Here is a 21974-nt window from a genome sequence, read left to right as displayed (position 1 = left end):
CCGGGTCGCACAGGTGTCGGTCAGGAGTCGCTCAGGTGCCCACGATCCGCAGGGAGATCCACAGCGCGAGCGTCGAGGCGAGCAGCGCGGCGGGCACGGTGAGCAGGCCGAGGAGGGTGAACTCCTTCAGCTCGACCTCGTGGTCGTGGCGGTGCGCGATCCGCCGCCACAGCAGGGTCGCGAGGGAACCCGCGTAGGTGAGGTTCGGTCCGATGTTGACGCCGAGGAGCACGGCGAGGACCGCGCCGGGTCCCGAGGGGGCGGCAAGCGGGACCAGGGCGAGGACCGCGGGCAGGTTGTTGATCAGGTTGGCGAGCACCGCGGCGAGCGCGGCGATGCCCAGCAGGGCGGGGAGCGCGGAGCCGTCGGGCAGGAGGTTGCCCAGCGCCTCGCCGAGCCCGTTGTCGACGACGGCCCGGACGACCACACCGAGGGCGAGGACGAACAGGAGGAACAGCGGGTCGGCGGAGCGCAGGATCGCGACCGGGGTCGTGTGCCGCCGGACCAGGGCCCGTACCCCGAGCACGGCCGCGCCGGCCGCCGCGGCCCACGCCGGATCGATGCCGAGCCCGGACGCGACGGCGAACCCGGCGAGGGTGGCGATCACCGTCACCAGAGCGAACAGCGGCATCTCGACCGGCTCGTCCGCCTCGCCCGGTGTGGTCGGCGCGGCGAGGTCGGCGGCGAAGAAGCGGCGGAAGACGACGTACTCGACCGCGACGGCCGCCAGCCACGGCAGGGTCATCAGCAGCGCGAACCGGGTGAAGGAGAGCCCGGTGGCGGTGAAGGCGAGCAGGTTGGTCAGGTTGGACACCGGCAGGAGCAGGGACGCCGTGTTCGACAGGTGCGCGCTCGCGTAGACGTGCGGGCCGGGGCGAGCGCCCATCCGGGCGGCCGTGGCGAACACCACAGGGGTCAGCAGGACCACGGTGGCGTCGAGGCTGAGCGCGGCCGTGATCAGCGACGCCAGCGCGAAGACCGCGCCGAGCAGCCGCTGCGGCCGGTGCCGCGCCCAGCGGGCCATCCAGGTGCCGCAGGCGTGGAAGAGCCCCTCGTTGTCACAGAGCTTGGCGAGGACGAGGACGGCGGCGAGGAAGCCGACCACCGGCCCGAGCCGCGCGGCCTCGTCGGACACGTCGTCCAGCGGGATCGCGCCGGTCACGATCACCACGGCGGCGGCCGGCACCGCGAAGACGGCCTCGGGCAGCCCGCGGGGCCGCACGACGGCACACACCAGCACCACGACGAGTGCGACCACGGACAGGGTTTCGAGGAGCACGCCGCCGATCATCCCCGTCCGGCCTCGACGACACGAATCCCGACGGCACGGATCCCGACAGCACGGATCCCGACAGCACGGATCCCGACGACATGAAGAAGCCCCTCTCCAGTAGTGATGGAGAGGGGCTGTTGTGGCTGGGGCCGGGGTCGAACCGGCGACCTATCGCTTTTCAGGCGATCGCTCGTACCAACTGAGCTACCCAGCCACGAGGTTCCTTGCGGAACCTCAGCGGTCCTGACGGGATTTGAACCCGCGGCCTCCACCTTGACAGGGTGGCGAGCACTCCAAACTGCTCCACAGGACCAAGCGTGCGTACGACAGTGTCGCACACGGTTTTGCGTGCCCCCAACGGGATTCGAACCCGTGCTACCGCCTTGAAAGGGCGGCGTCCTAGGCCGCTAGACGATGAGGGCTATCGGCCCGCCTGGGCGCTTCGCAGCGCGTCGGGGACGTGAGAAGCATATGGGATGCCGGGAGGTATCGCCAAAACGGTTTACGGGGACTCCTCGGGACGGGACGCGGGTGGGGGCGCGCCGGTCGTGGGTGCGGGTGTTCCGCCCGGGGCGGGTGTGCCGGTGGGGGGCCCGGCGGCGGTTCCGGTGGGGGTCGGTGAGCCGGTCGAGGCCGGTGTGGGGGTGGCCCCCGGCTGGTTCTCCTCGGGGAGATGGCGGCTGACCTCGGCCGTGGTCAGACCGAGTCCGCCGAGCCGGATCTCGTCCCAGGCCTGGAGGCGCCGGGTGTCCCGGTCCAGGTAGAGGATCGACGCCTCGATCGGGTCCGGGTGCTCGCCCTCGATCGCGCGCAGTCCGCTGCCGCCGGTCGACCCCTCGATCCGCAGCCTCGTGCCGTACGGCATGACCTCCATCTCGGAGTGGTGGAGATGGCCGGAGAGCACGAGCGGCACCTCGCCGTCGGTCTGGCGGGCGGCGTCCGGTTCGTGGGCGACGGCGATGTCGACCGGGGTGCCGGCCCGGCGCTGGTCGCGCAGCGCCGACGCGAGGCGGGCGCCGGCCAGCGTCTGCACCTCCTTGCCGCCCTGCACGGCCGTCCGGTCCGGGGTGAACTGCGGGTCGCCCATCCCGGCGAAGCGCAGTCCGGCGACGTCGACCGCGCGGCCGTCGTCGAGGACGTGCACGTTCTTCAGGTCCTCCATGTACTGCTGGGTGGCGGTCGAGTCGTGGTTGCCCCGGACCCAGACGTACGGCGCTCCCAGGTCCTCGACCGGGTCCAGGAAGCCGTTCTCGGCGGCCGTGCCGTGGTCCATGGTGTCGCCGGAGTCGACGATCACGTTGACGTCGTACTGCTCCACCAGCGAGGCGATGATCTTCCAGCTCGCCGGGTTGAGATGGATGTCCGAGACGTGCAGGACCCGGATCGTGGATGGGTCGGGCGCGTACGCGGGGAGCGTCGAGGTGGCGTCGTAGAGCTTGGTGACGTTGGTGACCAGACGGGCCAGTTCCTTCTGGTAGACGTCGAACTCGGTGACGATGCTGCGGGCGTTGCCGACCAGCGAGGGCGCGGAGGAGAGCAGGCCGGAGAAGCGCGGTTCCAGTACGGACTTGGGGTTGAAGGTGGCGTACGCGGTGCCGCCCGAGGCCGCGAGCAGGGCCAGGGCGAGGCCGCCGGCGGCCAGCGCGCGCCGGGGGCGGCGGTAGACCGCGAGGCCCAGCGCGGTGGCGCCGGCGACCACGGCGACGCAGGAGCGCACGGCGAGGTCGAGGGTGCCGCGGCCGACGTCCGCGGCGACCTCCTCCTGGAGGCCGGAGAGCCGTTCGGGGTGGTCGACCAGGGCCTGGGCGCGGACCGGGTCGAGCTGGTCGACGTTGACGTCCAGGCGGACCGGCGCGACATGGCTGTCCAGGTGCAGGGCGCCCAGTGGCGAGACGTTGATCTTCGTGCCGCCGGAGACGGAGGGGCGCAGCGTCATCGTGGTGTCCATCGGGCCGACCGGGACACGGACGTTGCCGACGACCAGCAGGCCGAGCCAGGCGCCCAGCATCACGACCACTATCAGACCGAGGGCCCGGGTCCAGGGGTTCGACTGCGGGACCAGCGCGACGACCGGCTGGAGCCGGGAGCGCGTCCTGGTGCGGGGCGCCTTTGCGGGGCGGCCCGGCTGCCGGTGACGGTTCCAGGTGGTCGGGGCGGCGGCGAGGAGTCGGTGCAGGGCATTCCGTGCGGCGGCGGGGACGCGGACCATTGATCCCGTATGCCCATGTGCGGGGGTGGATATGCGGGTGCCGGGTGGGTGTGGGAGGGGCGGTTGGGCCGGGTGGGGGTCCGGGGACGGGGGGTGGGGATCCGGGGGCCGGTGCGGGGTGGTCAGCCCCAGCCCAGTTCGTGGAGGCGTTCGTCCTCGATGCCGAAGTGGTGGGCGACCTCGTGGATGACGGTCACGGCGACCTCGTGGACCACGTCCTCCGGGGTCTCGCAATAGCGCAGGGTCGGGCCCATGTAGATGCTGATCCGGTCGGGCAGCACCCCGGCGTACCACTCGCCGCGCTCGGTGAGGGGCGTGCCCTCGTAGAGCCCGAGCAGTCCGGGGTCGTCGGGGGACGGTTCGTCCTCCACGAACACGGCCACGTTGTCCATGACCCGCGTCAGCTCCGGCGGAATCCGGTCAAGGGCCTGGCTCACCAGCTCTTCGAACGCCTCACGTGTCATTTCCAGCACAGTGCCCATTGTCCGTGACGGAGCCGTGATTGCGGGTATGGCGGTCCCGCCCGGCGGAATTCCCCCGTGGACCGGGGTGGACCGGGGTGGACCGGGCTCTCGCGGCACCGCATTCGGGGCGCCGGCGCCCGGCGCCCCCAGTGCACTCAAGTGCGCGGCACGTGATCGACGTCATGAGGGTGGCCGAGCGGCTCGACGGGTTCACGGCGGCGGCGCCGGGACGCGCTCGACGGGACGGCGTCCGGGCCACGGATCGGGCCGGGTGCGGGCCACCCGGATACCGGGTGGCGGACGCGTGTCCTCTTGTGGGCGGGGGGAGTTGGGCACGTTGACTTCTTCACCCCCTCGGAGGTGGCTCTCGTGCGCCCCTTGTACGTACCCGTCCGCCTGGCCGTCACCGTCGTGGCCGTGGCCGCCGTCGCCGGCTGCATGAGCGTCGGCGACGACGACGGCCGACGGGCCAAACCGTCGCACTCGGCGGGCCAGCGCGGCGGCGAGGCCCCCGACGGCGGCGCGGCGGTATCGGGCGGCGGCGCCGGTTACGGCGGCGAGGCGGGCGGTGTCGCCGACGGCCGCGAGGACGGCAAGGGCCGCGGGAAGGACGGCGACGACGCGGACGGCAAGGGCGAGCCGGGCGAGTCCGGGGCGCCGTCGGCCTCCTCCCCGGTCAAGCCGGGCGCCTCCGCCCCGGTGCCCCCCGGCCCCGGGCGGACCGTTCCGCCGGGCGGCGGCGACCCGGAGCCGCCCAAGCCGCAGCCGACGCCGACCCGGACCACCCAGGAGCCGGAGCCGCCGGAGCCCAGCCCGGAACCGCCGTCCTCCCCCGAGCCGACGGTCGCCGAACCCTCCTCGTCGGCGCACCCGCAGACCGGCGCCCAGTTGGTCCAGCGCGAGCCCGCACCGGAGGCGGGCGTGCCGGCCTAGGCCTTGGCCGACCCAGGGCCGGACCGAGTGACGTTCCCTACAGGAGCGGAACTCGGTTTGCCCTCGGGGGCAGCGGGTGCGTATGGTGGTAGATCGTTTGATACCAATTGCCCGGCGCCATGCAGAGCGCGCCGTGTGGCGCGTACTCTCCCTTGCCGTGGCGGACCGCATAGAGGCGGTCGAATGCGAATCACGGAGTTGACGGGCGCGTGCCGACGAGACTCCGGAAGGTTTCGCATTCGCATGTCCATTTCCAGTACTGATCACGTCGTCGTGCCCGAGAACGGGGACGAGAGCGACGCTCCCGAGGTGACCATCGAGGCCACCCCCGAGGCCACGTTCGCGGAGCTCGGCCTCCCCGAGGGCGTGGTGCGCAAGCTCGCGCAGAACGGCGTGACCACCCCCTTCCCGATCCAGGCGGCGACCATCCCGGACGCCCTGGCCGGCAAGGACATCCTCGGCCGTGGCCGCACCGGCTCCGGCAAGACCCTCTCCTTCGGCCTGCCGACCCTGGCCACGCTGGCCGGCGGCCGCACCGAGAAGAAGCGCCCCCGCGCGATCATCCTCACCCCGACCCGCGAGCTCGCCATGCAGGTGGCGGACGCCCTCCAGCCCTACGGCGACGTCCTCGGCCTGAAGATGAAGGTCGTCTGCGGCGGTACGTCCATGGGTAACCAGATCTACGCCCTGGAGCGCGGCGTCGACGTCCTCGTCGCCACGCCGGGCCGGCTGCGCGACATCATCAACCGCGGTGCCTGCTCCCTCGAGGACGTCAAGATCGCCGTACTCGACGAGGCCGACCAGATGTCCGACCTGGGCTTCCTGCCCGAGGTCACCGAGCTGCTCGACCAGATCCCGGCCGGCGGTCAGCGGATGCTCTTCTCCGCGACCATGGAGAACGAGATCAAGACCCTCGTCGACCGCTACCTCAAGGACCCGGTCCTGCACGAGGTCGACGCGGCGCAGGGCGCGGTGACGACCATGTCGCACCACATCCTGGTCGTGAAGCCCAAGGACAAGGCGCCGGTCACGGCCGCGATCGCCTCCCGCAAGGGCCGCACCATCATCTTCGTCCGCACCCAGCTGGGCGCGGACCGCATCGCCGAGCAGCTCCGTGACGCCGGGGTGAAGGCCGACGCGCTGCACGGCGGCATGACGCAGGGCGCCCGTACGCGGACGCTGGCCGACTTCAAGGAGGGCTACGTCAACGCGCTCGTCGCGACCGACGTCGCCGCCCGCGGCATCCACGTCGACGGCATCGACCTGGTCCTGAACGTGGACCCGGCCGGTGACCACAAGGACTACCTGCACCGCTCCGGCCGCACCGCCCGCGCCGGTCGCTCCGGCACTGTCGTCTCCCTGGCCCTGCCCCACCAGCGCCGGCAGATCTTCCGGCTGATGGAGGACGCGGGCGTCGACGCCTCGCGCCACATCATCCAGGGCGCCGGCGCCTTCGAGCCCGAGGTCGCGGACATCACCGGTGCCCGGTCGATGACCGAGGTCCAGGCCGAGTCCGCGGGCAACGCCGCACAGCAGGCCGAGCGCGAGGTCGCCCAGCTCAACAAGCAGCTGGAGCGGGCGCAGCGGCGCGCGACCGAGCTGCGCGACGAGGCCGACCGCCTCGTCGCACGGGTCGCCCGCGAGCGCGGTGAGGACCCGGAGGTGGCCGTCGCCGAGGCGCAGGCCGCGGTGGCCGAGGCCGCCGCGCAGGCCGCGCTGCCGGAGCAGGCGTCCGCGCCGGAGTCGAACGACCGGGGTGACCGTTCCTTCGACCGACGTGACGACCGCGGTGGCCGTGGCTTCGAGCGGCGCGACGACCGGGGTAACTTCCGCCGCGACGACCGTGGTGGCCGTTCCTTCGAGCGCCGCGACGACCGCGGTGGCGACCGGGGAGCCCGCTCCTTCGACCGTCGCGATGACCGCGGTGGCGACCGTGGCGGCCGTTCCTTCGACCGCCGTGACGACCGCGGTGGTGACCGTGGTGGCGACCGGGGGGCCCGTTCCTTCGACCGTCGTGATGACCGCGGTGGCGACCGTGGCGGCCGTTCTTTCGACCGTCGTGACGACCGGGGGGCGCGTTCCTTCGACCGTCGTGACGACCGTCCCGGCTTCCGCCGCGACGACCGCCCGGCGCGTCCGGCCGAGCGCCGCGACGACCGTCCCGCCCGTCCGGCCGAGCGCCGCGACGAGCGGACCGGACACCGGGGCAGCGACCGCCCGTTCAACCGTGACCGCCAGGGCGACCGCCCCGGCTTCCGCACCGGCGGCCACGAGCGTCCGTACGGCCGCCGCGACGACCACCGGGGCACCGGCGGCTCGTCCTTCGGCCGCCGCGACGACAAGCCGCGCTGGAAGCGCAACGGCTGACACCACGTGAGCTGACCCCACGCCTGGGCCCCACCGATCACCGGTGGGGCCCAGGCGTTTCCCGTCCGCCGCAGGGCCCCACGGGACGGGGATCTCGTCGTGCAGGACAAGTCGAACAATCTGTACCGCTACTCCGGCCAGGGCGACGGCACCTTCTTCGGCCGGGTGAAGATCACCGGCAACTGGAAGGCGTACAAGGGCCTTTTCTAGCCAAGTTGTGACGTGTGTCACGCCCCCGGTGAGGGAATTGCTGGGGGCATGACAGATGACGGCAAGGTGAGCGAGGCGCCGACCGACGAGGAACGGCTGGCCCAGCTCGGATACACACAGGTCCTGGCCCGCCGTATGTCGGGGTTCTCCAACTACGCGGTCTCGTTCACGATCATCTCGGTCCTGTCGGGGTGTCTGACCCTCTACCTGTTCGGGATGAACACCGGCGGCCCCGCCGTGATCACCTGGGGCTGGGTAGCGGTCGGACTGATGACCCTGTTCGTGGGGCTCGCGATGGCCGAGATCTGCTCGGCGTACCCGACCTCCGCGGGCCTGTACTTCTGGGCGCACCGGCTGGCGCCCGCCCGTACGGCCGCCGCCTGGGCCTGGTTCACCGGCTGGTTCAACGTGCTCGGGCAGGTCGCCGTGACCGCGGGCATCGACTTCGGCGCCGCGTCCTTCCTCGGCGCCTATCTGAACCTCCAGTTCGGCTTCGAGATCACCGAGGGCCGCACGATCCTCCTCTTCGCCGGGATCCTGCTGCTGCACGGGCTGCTGAACACCTTCGGCGTGCGGATCGTCGCCGTACTGAACAGCGTCAGCGTGTGGTGGCACGTACTCGGCGTGGCGGTCATCGTCGGCGCCCTCGCCTTCGTCCCCGACCAACACCAGTCGGCGTCCTTCGTGTTCGGCGAGTTCGTCAACAACACCGGCTGGGGCAGCAGCCTCTACGTTGTGCTCCTCGGTCTCCTCATGGCCCAGTACACCTTCACCGGCTACGACGCCTCCGCCCACATGACCGAGGAGACCCACGACGCCTCCACGGCCGGCCCCAAGGGCATCGTCCGCGCCATCTGGACCTCCTGGATCGCCGGCTTCGTCCTCCTCCTCGGCTTCACCTTCGCCATCCAGTCCTACGAGGGCGCCCTGGCGTCCCCGACGGGCGTACCACCGGCCCAGATCCTCCTCGACGCCCTGGGCGCGACGGCCGGCAAACTCCTGCTCCTGGTGGTCATCGGGGCCCAGCTCTTCTGCGGCATGGCGTCGGTGACCGCCAACAGCCGCATGATCTACGCCTTCTCCCGCGACGGCGCCCTGCCGTTCTCCCGCGTCTGGCACACCGTGAGCCCCCGCACCCGCACCCCCGTCGCGGCGGTCTGGCTCGCGGCCGGCGGCGCGCTGCTCCTCGGCCTCCCCTACCTGATCAATGTCACGGCCTACGCGGCGGTGACGTCGATCGCCGTGATCGGCCTGTACATCGCGTACGTCATCCCCACCCTGCTGCGGCTGCGCAAGGGCGAGGCCTTCGAACGCGGCCCCTGGCACCTGGGCCGCTGGTCCACGGTGATCGGCGTGGTGGCGGTCGCCTGGGTGGGCGTCATCACGATCCTCTTTATGCTCCCGCAGGTCTCCCCGGTCACCTGGGAGACCTTCAACTACGCCCCGATCGCGGTCCTCGTCGTCCTCGGCTTCGCCGCGACCTGGTGGCTGGCGTCGGCCAGACACTGGTTCCTGAACCCGGCCCACGAGCGCAACGGGGGGCGGGAACCGGGCAAGGCGGCGGCGGACACGCCCTAGCCCCCCGATCGGTGAAGCCCGTCCCCCACACGCCGGGCCGTGTCCCCGATACCCGATCGGAGACACGGCCCGCTCCGGCTATGCTCGGGGAGGCAACATCACGCACCACCGTGCGGGCCCTTAGCTCAATTGGCAGAGCAGTGGACTTTTAATCCATTGGTTGTGGGTTCGAGTCCCACAGGGCCTACGGATGCGGGGGAGGGTTCAACCCCTCTGACCTGGTGTGCAGCGCTCGAGTCGGCTGTGGCCGGCTCGAGCGCTGACTTGTCTGCGGGGCCGCGGGGTCGGTGACCTGCTAGACCGGCGGGTTCTGCTGTGGGCGGTTCGGCCGCTGCTCGGCGACTTCGCGTTCCAGCTCAGGGAGCAGCCTCGTGTGTGGTCGAGGCCGGCATGGCGGTGGGGTGCCGCAGGGTCGCCTTCGCCGTGTGGATATGGCCGCCGACTGCGTGCGTGAGTGTCGTGGAGACATGGTGCAGATTCCGAAGAGCAGTTGGCGGCAGGTCAGTTGGGCCGAGGGTGTCTCCCCACACCAGCCTCGCGTGCACGTCAACCGCAAGACGCGTTCTCATGACATCCCGATCGACCAGTCGGAGGCAGCGCCACGAATCGGCCGCTGTGGGGCACCCCCGCTGCCCGCGGAGGAGGAGTGCCGCCTGACCGAAGCTTCACATACCAACCGTCTATTTGATCTCGGCACTGGCATTCGGGGCCGTCCCCTGCTTGGCCTGCACCAAGCGTTCGTAGGCCAGGCGCAATGCTGAATCGAGGCGTTTGGTGGTGGCCGACCGGTCCGAACCCGTGACGTAGACCCACATGAGTACATCATCGACTCGGGTCTTGGAGCCGAGCACAATGGTCTTGTCGATCTTCTCTCGCGTGGTCACATGTTCATCTGCGGGAACGGCACTCTTGGCTTTCACCTTGGCGCCGCGCAGGGGCAGCTCCGCGAAGAGATCATGCGCTGCCCGGTCGCTCTCTGCGGAATAGAGATTGAAGCTGAGTCTCACCCATGCCTCCGGCGTTCGCTTGCCGCGCGTCACGTCGGATCCCCCGCTGGCGACGGTGCCCCGGCAACCATTGGGGAAGATGTCTTGACACCCCACCCGCCCCTCGGTGGCCAGAGGCTCGAACACCGGTTTCCAACCCGGCAAGTCTGTGGCGTCGGGCAATATCTGTTCGATATCGCTCACCGTGAGAGTGCGCTGCGGGAGCTCCGCTACGGCAGGTTCCGGTGCGCTTTTGCTTGGCCTCGATGGCGTTTCGGGTCTCTGTTGTGCACTTCCGTTCTCCGAGCCGCAGCCGGTCAAGAAAAGCAAAACGATGCCGACCGTTGCCAGTGTTCCCATCCGTCCGTCGACGGGCATTCGAACCATGTCCCCACCTCTCCGAGAGGCGTGATCATACGGTGTCCAGCGAGGCTCCTAGACGGCTGGAGACGCTAGCCGGCGCGGCTCCTCCCGTAGCGCGGCGTCTGCCCGGATTGCCCTTTCCGAGGTCGATGTGCGTGACCGTAATCGGTATTCGAGCGCTCGGGCGTGAGGCTGTCGACGGCCTGCACCCCTCCCGCATCGGTTGCAGCAAGTTCCTTGACAGTCACGGTGTGTTGCCTGTCTGATTCGATCATCTGTGTGGGGCATGTGAACAGGGGGTGGGTGTGCGATGTCCGAGACGTGGACGCTGCGAAGACGCTGGCGGAGTGCTCGGCATGGCCTGTCATGGGTGGCAGTTGTCACCATGCTCGCCTCACTGCCCGTGCTCGCGACTCCTGCAGCCGCCGTAGACGCGCCTCCACTCTCGGAGTCGCAGCAGGCGCAACGGGATGCGGCTGCCTCCGGTCAACGAGTCGAGGTCGTGGGCGAGCGAACCGAGAGGGAAACGGTGTTCGCCAAGCCAGACGGCGAAACGTTCACGCTGGAGAAGTCGATCGTCCCAGTGCGTGTGCAGAAGCCCGGCGAAGGATGGGCTACGCCGGACGCCACGCTGGTTCAGCGGGAGGACGGGGCGATCGAGCCGAAAGCCGCTGCCGTGGACCTCACATTCTCGCCAGGTGGCGACGGCAAGGAACTGGTGACCATCGCGGAGGATGGCCGGTCCGTGACCTTGGGCTGGCCGGGCGCACTGCCCGCTCCACACCTTTCCGGGCAGCAGGCCGTTTATGAGAATGTCCTCCCGGACGTGAATCTGATCCTCACGGCCACGGTGGAGGGCTTCCGTCAGGTACTGGAGGTCAACACCCTCCAGGCGGCCAAGGACCCCAGACTCGCTTCCATCGAGTACTCGATGGAGGCAACGGGCCTGCAGGTCCGGCAGGGCGCCGCGGGCAGCATGGAGGCTCTCGACGGCAATGGCCGGGTTGTCTTCCGCTCACCGTCGGCCCGTATGTGGAACTCCGCGGGTGACATCGATGCCCCCGCCGCGAGCCAGTCCGGGCCCGGCCCTCAGACCGTCTCGGTGAAAACCCTTGCGCAGACAGACCGGCAAGAGACACCGGTGAACACCGAGAAGCGTCCTGTGGGTCCGATGGATGAGGGCGATCCGTTGTCGGGGCCCGGGATGGGTGATGAGTCCGCCGTGATGGACGTGGACGTGAGTCCGTCCAAGCTGACGGTCAAGCCCGACAGCGGGCTGATCGCCGAGACGACAAACGCCGAACTCCCTCTCTACATCGATCCTGCCGTGGAATTGAACGAGTCCGAGCGCACGGTCCTCTCGTCGGACGGGGACAGCTTCTACAACTTCTCCGGCGGCGAGAACGGAATGAGCGTAGGTCGTTGCAGCTCCGCCGTCATCGGCGGTTACATCTACTACTGCACCTCCGGTAGCGCTTACACCAATCGTATGTATTTCGAGTTCACGCCGGGCAAACTCAAAGGCAAGCACATTCTGGACGCACGTTTCGAAGTCACCGAGACATGGTCGTTCTCGTGCGACGCGCGCTGGGTGGATCTGGAACGTACCGATGGCATCTCGTCGTCCACGAAGTGGCCCGGTCCCGGAGGGCCGAAGAGCGACAACTCCTGGGATCAGATAGGTGACCGCCACGTCTCGGCAGGGCGCGGTGGCCTTTGCTCGCCCTCGCAACCCCGGGCTCCGATCGCCTTTCACGACAACCCCGACGAGCCGGATGAGAACCTTACGCCGACGGTGAAAGCGTTCGCCGACGGCAAGTTCTCGACGCTGACACTGATGCTGAAGGCGAAGGACGAGTCGGACCCGATTGCCTGGAAGCGATTCGATGACGACGCAGTGATCGTGGTGGACTACGTCGGAAAGCCGGCCACTCCGACCGAGTACGGCTTGGAGAGCGGTACCGCCGAGATCTGCTCGAAGAACTCCTCCGCGCCCACGATGTGGACGTATTCCCAGCCGAATCTGGCGGCCACGCCGCAGACGGCCGCGGGAGGCGAGAGCAGTGCGTCCCTGCGGGTGTACTTCGATCTCGATGTGAAGAACACGGACGGGACATGGTCGGACGCGTCAGAGCCGACCACCGGATCGGAGAGTCCCCCCTCGGGCTATGTAGGGGACGGAGTCGATCAGAACAAGGTCTGGAACGCGGCACTGGCCGACAACAAGCAGTACCGCTATCGAGCTGTCACACGCTCCTATTACGACAAGGGAGCGAGCAAGCTGACCGGTGGATGGACGCCGTTCTGCTACTTCACCGTTGACAGCACCCGTCCGAAGCCGCCGTCGATCACCTTCGGCTCCGTGTACGGCGCCTGCCTGCCGGGCAACTGCGTACCGGCCGGAGGGCCCAATGTTCCGGGCAGGGTGACGTTCGGGGCTGCCTCGGGAGACACGAATGTGGCCTACCGCTACAAGCTGTCGACCGGCAGCACGTGGAGCGACTGGAAGTCCGGTGCCTCGGTGACGGAGACGATCACTCCCGTCGACTCCGGCACCGTGGCGCTGACCGTTCAGGCCAAGGATGCCGCTGGCCGGGCGGGTGGTGAGAACGCTGTTCGCTTTCTGGTCAAGGAGGGCGATGGCCCGGTCGGAGCCTGGACGTTCAACGAGGCGTCGGGTGCCGCGGTGGATGTGTCGGCATCCGAGGCGGCCTACCGTGATGACGCGACGATCAGCGGTGGCACCCGGGTGAACACCGGCCGCCGCGGAGAGATCACTGAGAACGGCGTCACCGCCGAGGACAAGGCTCTGCGCCTGAGCGGCCAGTCCTATGCGGCGACGCCGGGCAAGTTGCTGGAGACGCAGGCTTCGTACACCGTGGCCGCCTGGGCACGACTGGACGCGACCGGTACGACCCAGACGGTGTTGGGCCAGGACGGCACCCAGTCCAGCCCGTTCTTCCTGGGGTACTGCGCCGACGTCAACCGATGGTGCCTGCGCCTGTCGGACGCCGACACCGCCACCACCGCTGTCGACAACCAGCGCGTCGATTCCACCGATGCTCCGCAGACCAAGTTGTGGACCCATCTCGCCGCGGTGGTCGACACCGGTACCAGAAAACTCACCTTGTACGTAAACGGTGTAGAGCAGGGCAAGGATGACCTCACCACGGGCGCATGGTCCTCCGGGGGTGCGCTGCAAATTGGTCGAGCCAAGTCCAAGGGTGTGTACTCCGGCCACTTCACAGGTGATGTGGACGAGGTCTCGGTCTGGCAGCTGGTGAAGAACGCCACGCAGATCGAGAGGGAGGCCGGCCTCAAGAACGCCGACGGACAGTCCTACGTGGAACTGGTGGCCCACTACGCGCCTCAAGGTGCCTCCGGGACCACGCTGCCGGACCTGAGCGGATACGGCAATCAGCTGACCCTGTCATCAGGGGCGTCGCTGGACGGCGAAGCTCTGGTGTTCAACGGCACCACGGGCTCAGCCACCGCTTCCCGGCCACTGGTGTCGGACTCCGGTTCGTTCACCGTGGCCACCAGGGTCGACGTGGTCTCCGATGCCCTTGCTGACAAGCCGATTGGTCACCGCGCCCAGATTCTCGGCCAGCGGACGGCGAGCGGATCGTCCTGGAGTCTGTGGGTGGAGAAGACCGGTATGACGAACGAGGCTGTGGTGGATGACGAGGGAGCCCCGGTTCTCGACGACGCCGGAAATCCGGTGGTCCGCAGTGTGCCGGAGGCCCGCTGGCACTTCGGCCGACTGACTGCTGACGGCAGTGGCGCCTCAGTGGTGAGCGATGAGGAAGCTGTTCTGGACGCCGAGGTCGGTCTCGTCGGGGCATACGACGCCCACACACGGAAGATCACGCTCTACGTCGGCAGTGGCCCCCAGGGCGATGCGATGGAGTACGCGACATCCGCGGGCAGTGGCGAGTTCGCGGTGGGCAAGGGCTGGACCGGTTCCTGGAACCACTTCTTGCCCGGCCGGATCACCGAAGTCCTGCTGTGGGCGGGCGCGGTGAAGGACGGAGCCCAAGTGGAGTCGCTCGTCGGTTACTGATCAGCCCCGTCGCCATCTGCACCCCGCACCGCAGACGGCGACCGGGCACGTCCGCCAGCTGTCCAGCTCCCCTTTCAAGCCTTCCGGCCGAACACCGGCTGCCCTTCCTCGTTCGGAGAGCCTCCCCGTGTCCATACGCCTGCTTCCCCCAGGTCCCTTCGGCCGGCGCACAGGGCTGACGGTCCTGCTGGCCGCCGTCCTGTCCATTCCCGTTCCCCTCACTCCACTTGCCGTGGCCGCCGAACCGCCGGGCCGTCCAGACGTGCCCCGCGTTACGCCGACCCGCGTAGTAGAAGGAACCACGCCGAAGACCGACGAGGTACGGGCCGCTCGAGCGAAGCAGTGGAAGGACAACCAGCGCTCGATCGCTTCGGCGGACGCTGAGCGTCGTACCTCCTGGCCCAAGCCATCCACGACTCAGGGCGAGCTGACAAGCGCCCAGGGGCAGGACGCCGGCCCCGTGAGCGTAACTGCCGTGAAGTTCGGGGAGTCGTCACGCCAAACACGTGGGAACGCGGCGGGCGACGTGAAGATCACCGTCCTGGACCAGAAGACCGCCCGTCGCGCCGGTGTGACAGGCGTCGTGTTCACGGTCGAAGCCGAACAACCGGGCACCGCGCAGGTCGCCGTCGACTACAGCACCTTCGCCTCCGTCATCGGCGGTAACTGGGGTTCGCGCCTGGGGCTCGTAGCCCTTCCGGCCTGCGCGCTGACGACCCCGGACGAAGAGCGATGCCGGGCCATGGAGAACGAGCCTTCCTCCGAGAACGACGTCCAGGCCGAGACCGTCACCGCGCGGACCAGCATCGCCGCGGCGACGGACGCTGCCCCGACGGTCATGGCGCTCATGGCCACCTCGGCAGCCGCCTCCCCCGCCGGCGCCGGCGACTTCAAGGCGACCCCGCTCGCTGCGTCCGCAAGCTGGCAGGCGGGCGGCTCGTCGGGCGCGTTCACCTGGTCGTACCCGATCACCATCCCTCCGGCGGCAGCCGGCCCGGCACCGTCGCTGGCTCTGTCCTACGACTCGGGGGGCACAGACGGGCGTACGGCAAACACGAACAACCAGTCCTCCCTGGTGGGAGAAGGCTTTGAACTCACGTCCTCGTACATCGAACGCACTTACGGATCGTGCGAGGACGACGAACAGACCGACAAGTTCGACCTGTGCTGGAAGTTCGACAATGCCTCCCTCGTACTGAACGGCAAGGCCACCGAGCTGGTGAAGAACGACGCCACCGGTGTGTGGCGTCTCAAGGACGACGACGCCTCGAAGGTCGTCCGCCTTACGGATGCGGACAACGGTGACGCGAACGGCGAGTACTGGCAGCTGACCACCGGCGACGGCACGACCTACACCTTCGGCTTGAACAAGCTTCCCGGCGCGGGTACCGAACGCACCAACTCGGCCTGGACCGTGCCCGTCTTCGGTGACGACAGCGGCGAACCCGGCTACGACAAGGACACCCAGTTCGAGGGGCGTGCCGAGACCCAGGCGTGGCGCTGGAACCTCGATCTGGTCCAAGACGTCCACGGCAACGCGGCCACCTACTGGTACACCGCGGAGAGCAACCACTACGCGAAGAACGGCGACAAGACCGCCCTCTCCCAGTACACACGCGGTGGCCACCTCAAGGAGGTCCTCTACGGTCTGCGCGAGGACGCACTGTTCACCGCCCCCGCATCCAACAAGGTCGCCTTCACCTACAAGGAACGCTGCTTCACCAACTGCTCCTCCCTCACCGCCGACACTGCCGACAACTGGCCGGACATCCCCTTCGACAGCATCTGCTCGGCCGACAAGACCGACTGCCAGGCAACTGGCCCGTCGTTCTTCACCCGCAAGCGACTGGCCGGCATCGACACCTACTTCTGGTCACGCGCCGCGGAGCCCGACACCTTCGAATCGGTCGACACCTACACACTGGACCAGGCATTCTTCGACGGCCAGGACATCGGTAACAGCTCGGACCAAGTCCTCACCCTCACGTCGCTGACCCGCACAGGCAGGCGCGGCACGGCACTCTCCGTGCCCCCGATCGACTTCACCTACCAGCAACGCCCCAACAGGGTCGACTCCCCGACCGACGACATCCTGCCCCTGACCCGGCCCAGGATCGCTTCCGTCACCAGCGAGACCGGAGCGATCACCTCCGTCACCTTCTCCTCGCCGGAGTGTGTGCGCGGCAGCAACATGCCCACGGCCGAGGACAACAACAGCCTCTCCTGCTATCCGGTCTACTGGCCCATCAACGGCGGTGCCCCCGGCCTGGATTGGTTCCACAAGTACCGCGTCACCTCCATCACCACGAACGACCCGGCCGCAGGCAACCCCGGCACTCAACTCTCCTACGAGTACTCCACTCCGGGGTGGCACTACAACGACGACCCGTTCACCAAGGAGAGCCAGCGCACCTGGTCCACCTGGCGCGGCTACCAGAAGGTGACCACCTACACGGGTGATGCCGGGACCACCAGGTCCAAGTCCGTCAGCCTTTACATGCAGGGTATGGACGGGGACAAACGCAAGGACGGCACCAGGCGCACTGCGGTCGTCAAGGGCATCGACCTGAGCAACGACTCCACGACCACCACCGATGACCTGAACATCGCCGACGTGGACGATCTGGAGCGGTACGCCGGCCAACTGCGTCAGCAGATCACCTACAACGGTGCCTCCACGGCGATCACGACCACCGTCAACAACCACTGGTCGCACGAGACCGCCAGCCAACAGCAGTCGTACGCCAACACCGTGGCCTACTTCGTCCGAACGGCGCGCACGTACAACCACACGTATCTGACGGCCGAGAAGAAGTGGCGAACCACCGCCACCTCCTACACGCACGACACCACCTACGGCATGACCACCCACGTCGAGGATCACGGCAACTGGTCCGCCACCGGGGACGAGACGTGCACCCGGACCTGGTACGCGCGCAATCCCGGCAAGGGGCTCACCAACCTGGTGTCACGTAACCGCACGGTGGCGAAATCCTGCGCGAACACGGACAGCACCCTCACGCTGCCGAGCAACTCCGACAGCCGCGGTGACGTCCTGTCCGACAGCGCCGTCGTCTTCGACACCGCCAACGCCACCGGCTGGACACCCGATCAGGTTCCCTCACTGGGACTCGCCACCTGGACCGGTCGTGCCAAGGCGTACCCCGCTGCCTCGGGAACGTCCGACCGCGACCCGGCCACCGCCACCGGCTGGCAGACGGTGAACACCACCACCTACGACACCACGACAGCCAGACTCGGACGCCCCCTGACCGTCACCGACGCCCAGGGCCGGAGCACCACGACCACGTACTACCCGGCCACCGCCGGGCCACTCACGACAGAGGTCGTCAAGGCACCGAAGCTCGCGTCCAACAATCAGACCCACCAGACGACCACGGGCTACGACCCGGCTCGCGGCGCTGTCAGCTACGTACTCGATGCCAACGTCAAGCGCACCGAGCACACCTACGACGCGCTGGGTCGTATCACCGCCACCTGGCTGCCCAACCGCTCAAAGTCCGGCGGCGCCGGCCCGAATGCCAAGTTCGACTATGGTCTCGCCCGCGACAAGGCTCCCTGGACCTCGGTGGCCACCCTCAAAGCCGACGGGACGAACTACTCCACGACGTACTCCCTGTACGACGCACAGCTCCGCCCGATCCAGGTGCAAGCTCCGTCTCCTTTGGGCGGGCGCACCTTGACCGAGACGCGCTACGACAGCCGCGGCCTTGCCCACCGGACCCAGACGGATGTCTACGACAACCTCAAGAGCCCCAGTGGCACTTACGCCTCGCTGCCTGGCGGCAGCGGTGCCGAGACCGAGACCCAGTACGACGGCGCCGGTCGGCAGACCACGACCACCTTCCTCGTCGGTGGCGTGAAGAAGTGGGAAACCACGGCTACTCACACGGGTGACTCGACAGCGACCAGCGCACCCGCGGGCGGCAACGCCACGCGCACGATCATCGACCACCTCGGTCGCACAACGGAGACGCGCACCTACGCCGGGACCCAGCCGAACGACACGGCGTACGGCGCTGTCACCAGCACAGCCCACACTCGTGTCGCCTACACCTACACGCGAGACGGCAAGCCGGAGACGATCACCGGCCCCGACAACACCAAGTGGTCCTACACCTACGACCTGCACGGCCGTCAGGTGAAGTCTGTCGACCCCGACAAGGGCACAACCACCACCACTTACACCGATCTCGACCAGATCGACACCACCAAGGACGCCGAGAACCGACTCCTTCTCAACTCCTACGACGAACTCGGCCGTAGGACGGCACTGTGGGACACCTCGCGCACCGCCACCAACCAGCTGAGTGCGTGGACCTACGACACCGTCATGAAGGGCCAGCCCAGCGCGTCGATCCGCTACGAGGGAGGCAACACGGGCAAGAGCTACACCAAGTCCGTCACGGCCTACGACGACCTGTACCGCCCCACCACCACGAGCCTGACCCTGCCGACTGACGACCCTCTGGTCACCTCGGGCGCGGTCACCGCCACGACCGCCTTCGAGACCGCATACCGCCTCGACGGCACGGTGGCCACCACGCGGGAGCCCGCCGCAGCCGGCCTTGCCTCCGAACTGCTCACCCACCGCTACAACAGCGCGGGGGTCCAGACCGAACTCTCCGGCGCTTCGGGATATCTCCTCGCCGCCGATTACACGGCACTCGGACAGGTGGCCCAGCTACAACTCGGCACCTCGACCGCCGAGGGCACCAAGCGGGTTTTCCTCACCAACACCTACGAGAGCGGCACCCGCCGCTTGCTGAACGCCTCGGTCGACGACCAGACGAGAGGCCCGGTCCAGGACCTCGCCTACACCTACGACGACGCCGGCAACGTCACCGCGATCTCCGACAGCGCCAACACCGGCACGGGCACTGACAACCAGTGCTTCACGTACGACGACTACCGCCGTCTGAGCGAAGCCTGGACCCCGAGGACGGCCGACTGCTCTCCCTCCGGGCGCACCACCACCAACCTCGGCGGCCCAGCGCCCTATTGGACCAGCTACACCTACACCACCTCGGGTCAGCGCAAGACCGAGCGCCAGAACAGAACGACTCCCGTCACCACGACGTACTGCTACGACCCCGCCAAGCCGCACGCACTGACGGCGACCACCACTGCTGGGAACTGCACCGGCGCCACACCGCAGTACACGTACGACGACACCGGCAACACCGAGAAGCGCGTCGCGAAGACCGGCTCCACCACCACGCAGACACTCGGCTGGAGCAAGGAGAGCCAGCTGGCCCGGCTCACCGACGACGCATCCGCCACCTCCACCAACTACCTCTACGACGCGGACGGCGCTCTCCTCATCCGGCGGGACAACGCCCCCGGCGGTGAGACGGTCCTGTACCTCGGCTCCACCGAAGTCCATCTCAAGACCGGGAAGAAGTGGGCTAACCGGTACTACAGCGCCGCCGGCTCCACCATCGCCCTCCGGACCAACGAGTCCGGAACACAGAAGCTCAGCTTCCTCTCCTCCGACCACCACGGCACGAGCAATGTCGCCGTGACCGCCGATGCCACCCAGGGGCTGAGCAAGCGCTACACCACTCCCTTCGGTGCGGACCGCGGCCAGATGACCGGCGTCTGGCCGGACGACAAGGGTTTTCTCGGCATGTCGGCCGACGCGAGCACCGGACTGACCCACATCGGGGCTCGCGAATACGACTCCTCCACCGGCCAGTTCATCAGCGTCGACCCGGTGCTTCAGCTCGAATTGCCCCAGACGCTCAACGGCTACTCGTACGGAATGCAGAACCCGGCCACTTTCTCCGACCCGGACGGCCGGAAGATCGCGTGCGGACCTGGATTCGATGTCCCTTGCCCGAAGAACGACTCAAACGGCGACGGCGTGACGAACCCCGGTCACCCGAACACCAACCAGAGAGATCGGAACGTCACATGGCAGGACGAGGGTCCTCAAGGCTCTGATGTCAACGGCGACGGCTATGTCACTCTGCTGCCGGGAGTGCACATTCCCGCCGAGTGGTCCGGTACGGCACAGTTCGCCCAGCACTTCTACGCGCAGCTGGAGCGGGTGTCGTACTACGGACTCGACTTCCATCTCAACAATCCCGACTCTCCGGTCGCGCAGAACGACGTGCAGAAGGCGCTGCTCGACGCCTGCAATGCCACTGGTTGTCCTTCGGAGAAGAAGTTCTTCTATAACTTCTTCGTTTCCAATGCGGTAGCCGGGATAAGCGAGACGGGAGTAGGAGGGCGCGGCGGTCTTGGGAAGCGTGCGAACTCCAGAGGAAAGAAACCAACTTGCGGACAGTGTTTCCTCGCAGGTACGGACGTGCTCATGGCCGACGGCGAGACGAAGGACATAGAGGATGTCCGGGTCGGCGACAAGATCCTCGCCACCGACCCAGAGACGGGTGAGACAGGCTCACACGAGGTAACGCGCCTCATCCGCACTGAAGAGGACAAGAAGTTCAACGAACTCTCCATCGCGACCGACGAGGGTGTCGAGCAACTCACGGCGACCTACGAGCACCCGTTCTGGTCCCCCTCCGAGAGGAGATGGGTCGAGGCCCACCAGCTCGAATCCGGCATGTCGCTCCTCACCGACGATGCCGACACCGTGATCGTCACGGCCAACCGATCCTTCACCCAGCGAGCGGCCACCTACAACCTCACGGTTTCTGGGGTGCACTCGTACTATGTACTGGCGGGGGCTACGCCGGTCCTTGTGCACAATTCCGGTGAGTGGTGTGGCCCTGGCTTTAGAACAGCGCCAGAGGCGGGTATCAGGCCCAATGATGCGAGGCGAATCCAGAATGCTGCCGACAAGACAGGTCAGACGATCATTGTGGTCGGGAGCCGAGCGGGCAACGGGAAGCTCAATCCAACTTCTGACTGGGATTACATATTGACCGGTCCGTCCCGGGCCCGTAGTAGCGTCAAGAACTCTCTTCCTCAGGGGATGGGTGATGGAGAGGGCGGAAGTGGGCGTGGCCGGGACTTCTACCAGAGCTACAATCCAAACGCCAAGCAGTACACGGAATTGGACAGGAATAGGCCTTACGTGGTCTTCGAGCCCAGGGGGTAAGTGACCGTGACCGAATTGCGGGCCTCAGAACGCATGATCAACGAGGTGGCCCAGGAGTTGCACAGTCTGGAGGAGGGCGTGGAGTGGTTCTCCGCGTTCGCTCCAGAGGAGCAGAGGTCCGTTCTGCATGAGATCGCCCTCTATCTGATGCAGGCTCATGTCACTGTGGAAGATGGGCGTAAGGGTCTCGAGAAATCAGGGGTCAAGGCGACCATGACCCCAGCGGTTCTCATTGTTCGGGAGCCGATCCTCGAACAAATTGGGAAGATTGAAAGATTGCCACAGCAAGAATATTTGAAGGCGTTCCGAGTCCTCATGGCCACGTTCGCGGTGGCTGATACGCGACGCAGAGAAATAGAGTGCCAAGGAGCTTGTAGTCACGCCTGGCATAACTTGTCGTAGGGGCCAACTCCCTCGGTTCACTGAGGGGTGAGTTGT

General features: G+C 67.8%; 10 protein-coding genes and 4 tRNA genes. 7 read left to right on the top strand and 7 right to left on the bottom strand.

The genetic code is table 11. The annotated features are described in order from the left end of the window. Positions 1 to 31: 31 nt before the first annotated feature. From ACIQAC_RS08395 to ACIQAC_RS08370, 6 genes are all read right to left on the bottom strand, one after another. Positions 32 to 1291 (bottom strand): SLC13 family permease, encoded by a 1260-nt coding sequence (locus ACIQAC_RS08395; protein WP_402188290.1) that lies wholly within the window; start codon positions 1289 to 1291, stop codon positions 32 to 34. A 122-nt stretch (positions 1292 to 1413) separates the two neighbouring features. Then, positions 1414 to 1487 (bottom strand) — tRNA-Phe (locus ACIQAC_RS08390). Between the two features lie 24 nt (positions 1488 to 1511). Next, positions 1512 to 1586 (bottom strand) — tRNA-Asp (locus ACIQAC_RS08385). Positions 1587 to 1622: 36 nt separating this feature from the next. Beyond that, positions 1623 to 1695: transfer RNA gene (locus ACIQAC_RS08380), tRNA-Glu, on the bottom strand. Between the two features lie 80 nt (positions 1696 to 1775). After that, positions 1776 to 3482 carry a metallophosphoesterase gene (locus tag ACIQAC_RS08375; RefSeq protein ID WP_402188288.1) on the bottom strand — a complete coding sequence of 569 codons (1707 nt, stop codon included), beginning with the start codon at positions 3480 to 3482 and terminating at the stop codon, positions 1776 to 1778. Positions 3483 to 3604: 122 nt separating this feature from the next. Then, entirely contained in the window at positions 3605 to 3955 is a 351-nt protein-coding gene (locus tag ACIQAC_RS08370; protein WP_402188286.1) for a metallopeptidase family protein, read from the bottom strand. 360 nt (positions 3956 to 4315) lie between these two features. On the opposite strand from ACIQAC_RS08370, the gene ACIQAC_RS08365 reads away from it, so the two are divergent. The 4 genes from ACIQAC_RS08365 (at position 4316) to ACIQAC_RS08350 (ending at position 9221) form a co-directional block, all read left to right on the top strand. Then, positions 4316 to 4879 carry a hypothetical protein gene (locus ACIQAC_RS08365; protein ID WP_402188284.1) on the top strand — a complete coding sequence of 188 codons (564 nt, stop codon included), beginning with the start codon at positions 4316 to 4318 and terminating at the stop codon, positions 4877 to 4879. 243 nt (positions 4880 to 5122) lie between these two features. Further along, the gene (locus tag ACIQAC_RS08360) at positions 5123 to 7246 is read left to right on the top strand and encodes a DEAD/DEAH box helicase (RefSeq protein WP_402188282.1); all 2124 of its coding nucleotides are present in this window, start codon (positions 5123 to 5125) and stop codon (positions 7244 to 7246) included. Between the two features lie 258 nt (positions 7247 to 7504). Beyond that, positions 7505 to 9034 carry an amino acid permease gene (locus ACIQAC_RS08355; RefSeq protein WP_402188280.1) on the top strand — a complete coding sequence of 510 codons (1530 nt, stop codon included), beginning with the start codon at positions 7505 to 7507 and terminating at the stop codon, positions 9032 to 9034. 114 nt (positions 9035 to 9148) lie between these two features. Continuing rightward, positions 9149 to 9221: transfer RNA gene (locus tag ACIQAC_RS08350), tRNA-Lys, on the top strand. 493 nt (positions 9222 to 9714) lie between these two features. Here the strand turns inward: ACIQAC_RS08350 and ACIQAC_RS08345 are convergent. Then, complete coding sequence (locus ACIQAC_RS08345) at positions 9715 to 10224, bottom strand: hypothetical protein (protein WP_402188278.1); 510 nt, start codon at positions 10222 to 10224, stop codon at positions 9715 to 9717. 661 nt (positions 10225 to 10885) lie between these two features. Here ACIQAC_RS08345 and ACIQAC_RS08340 point away from each other — a divergent pair. From ACIQAC_RS08340 to ACIQAC_RS08330, 3 genes are all read left to right on the top strand, one after another. Then, positions 10886 to 14446: a LamG domain-containing protein gene (locus tag ACIQAC_RS08340; RefSeq protein WP_402188276.1), complete on the top strand. Its 3561-nt coding sequence runs from the start codon at positions 10886 to 10888 to the stop codon at positions 14444 to 14446. 460 nt (positions 14447 to 14906) lie between these two features. Next, positions 14907 to 21536 (top strand): polymorphic toxin-type HINT domain-containing protein, encoded by a 6630-nt coding sequence (locus tag ACIQAC_RS08335; RefSeq protein ID WP_402188274.1) that lies wholly within the window; start codon positions 14907 to 14909, stop codon positions 21534 to 21536. Further along, positions 21537 to 21938, top strand: coding sequence for a DUF5958 family protein (locus tag ACIQAC_RS08330; protein ID WP_402188273.1), 402 nt, complete (start codon positions 21537 to 21539; stop codon positions 21936 to 21938). Positions 21939 to 21974: the final 36 nt, after the last annotated feature.

Source organism: Streptomyces sp. NPDC088387 (assembly GCF_044753385.1).
In the GTDB taxonomy this organism is placed as follows: domain Bacteria; phylum Actinomycetota; class Actinomycetes; order Streptomycetales; family Streptomycetaceae; genus Streptomyces.
The sequence above is the reverse complement of the archived record's forward strand: the minus strand, read 5'-3'. Positions and strand labels throughout refer to the sequence as shown.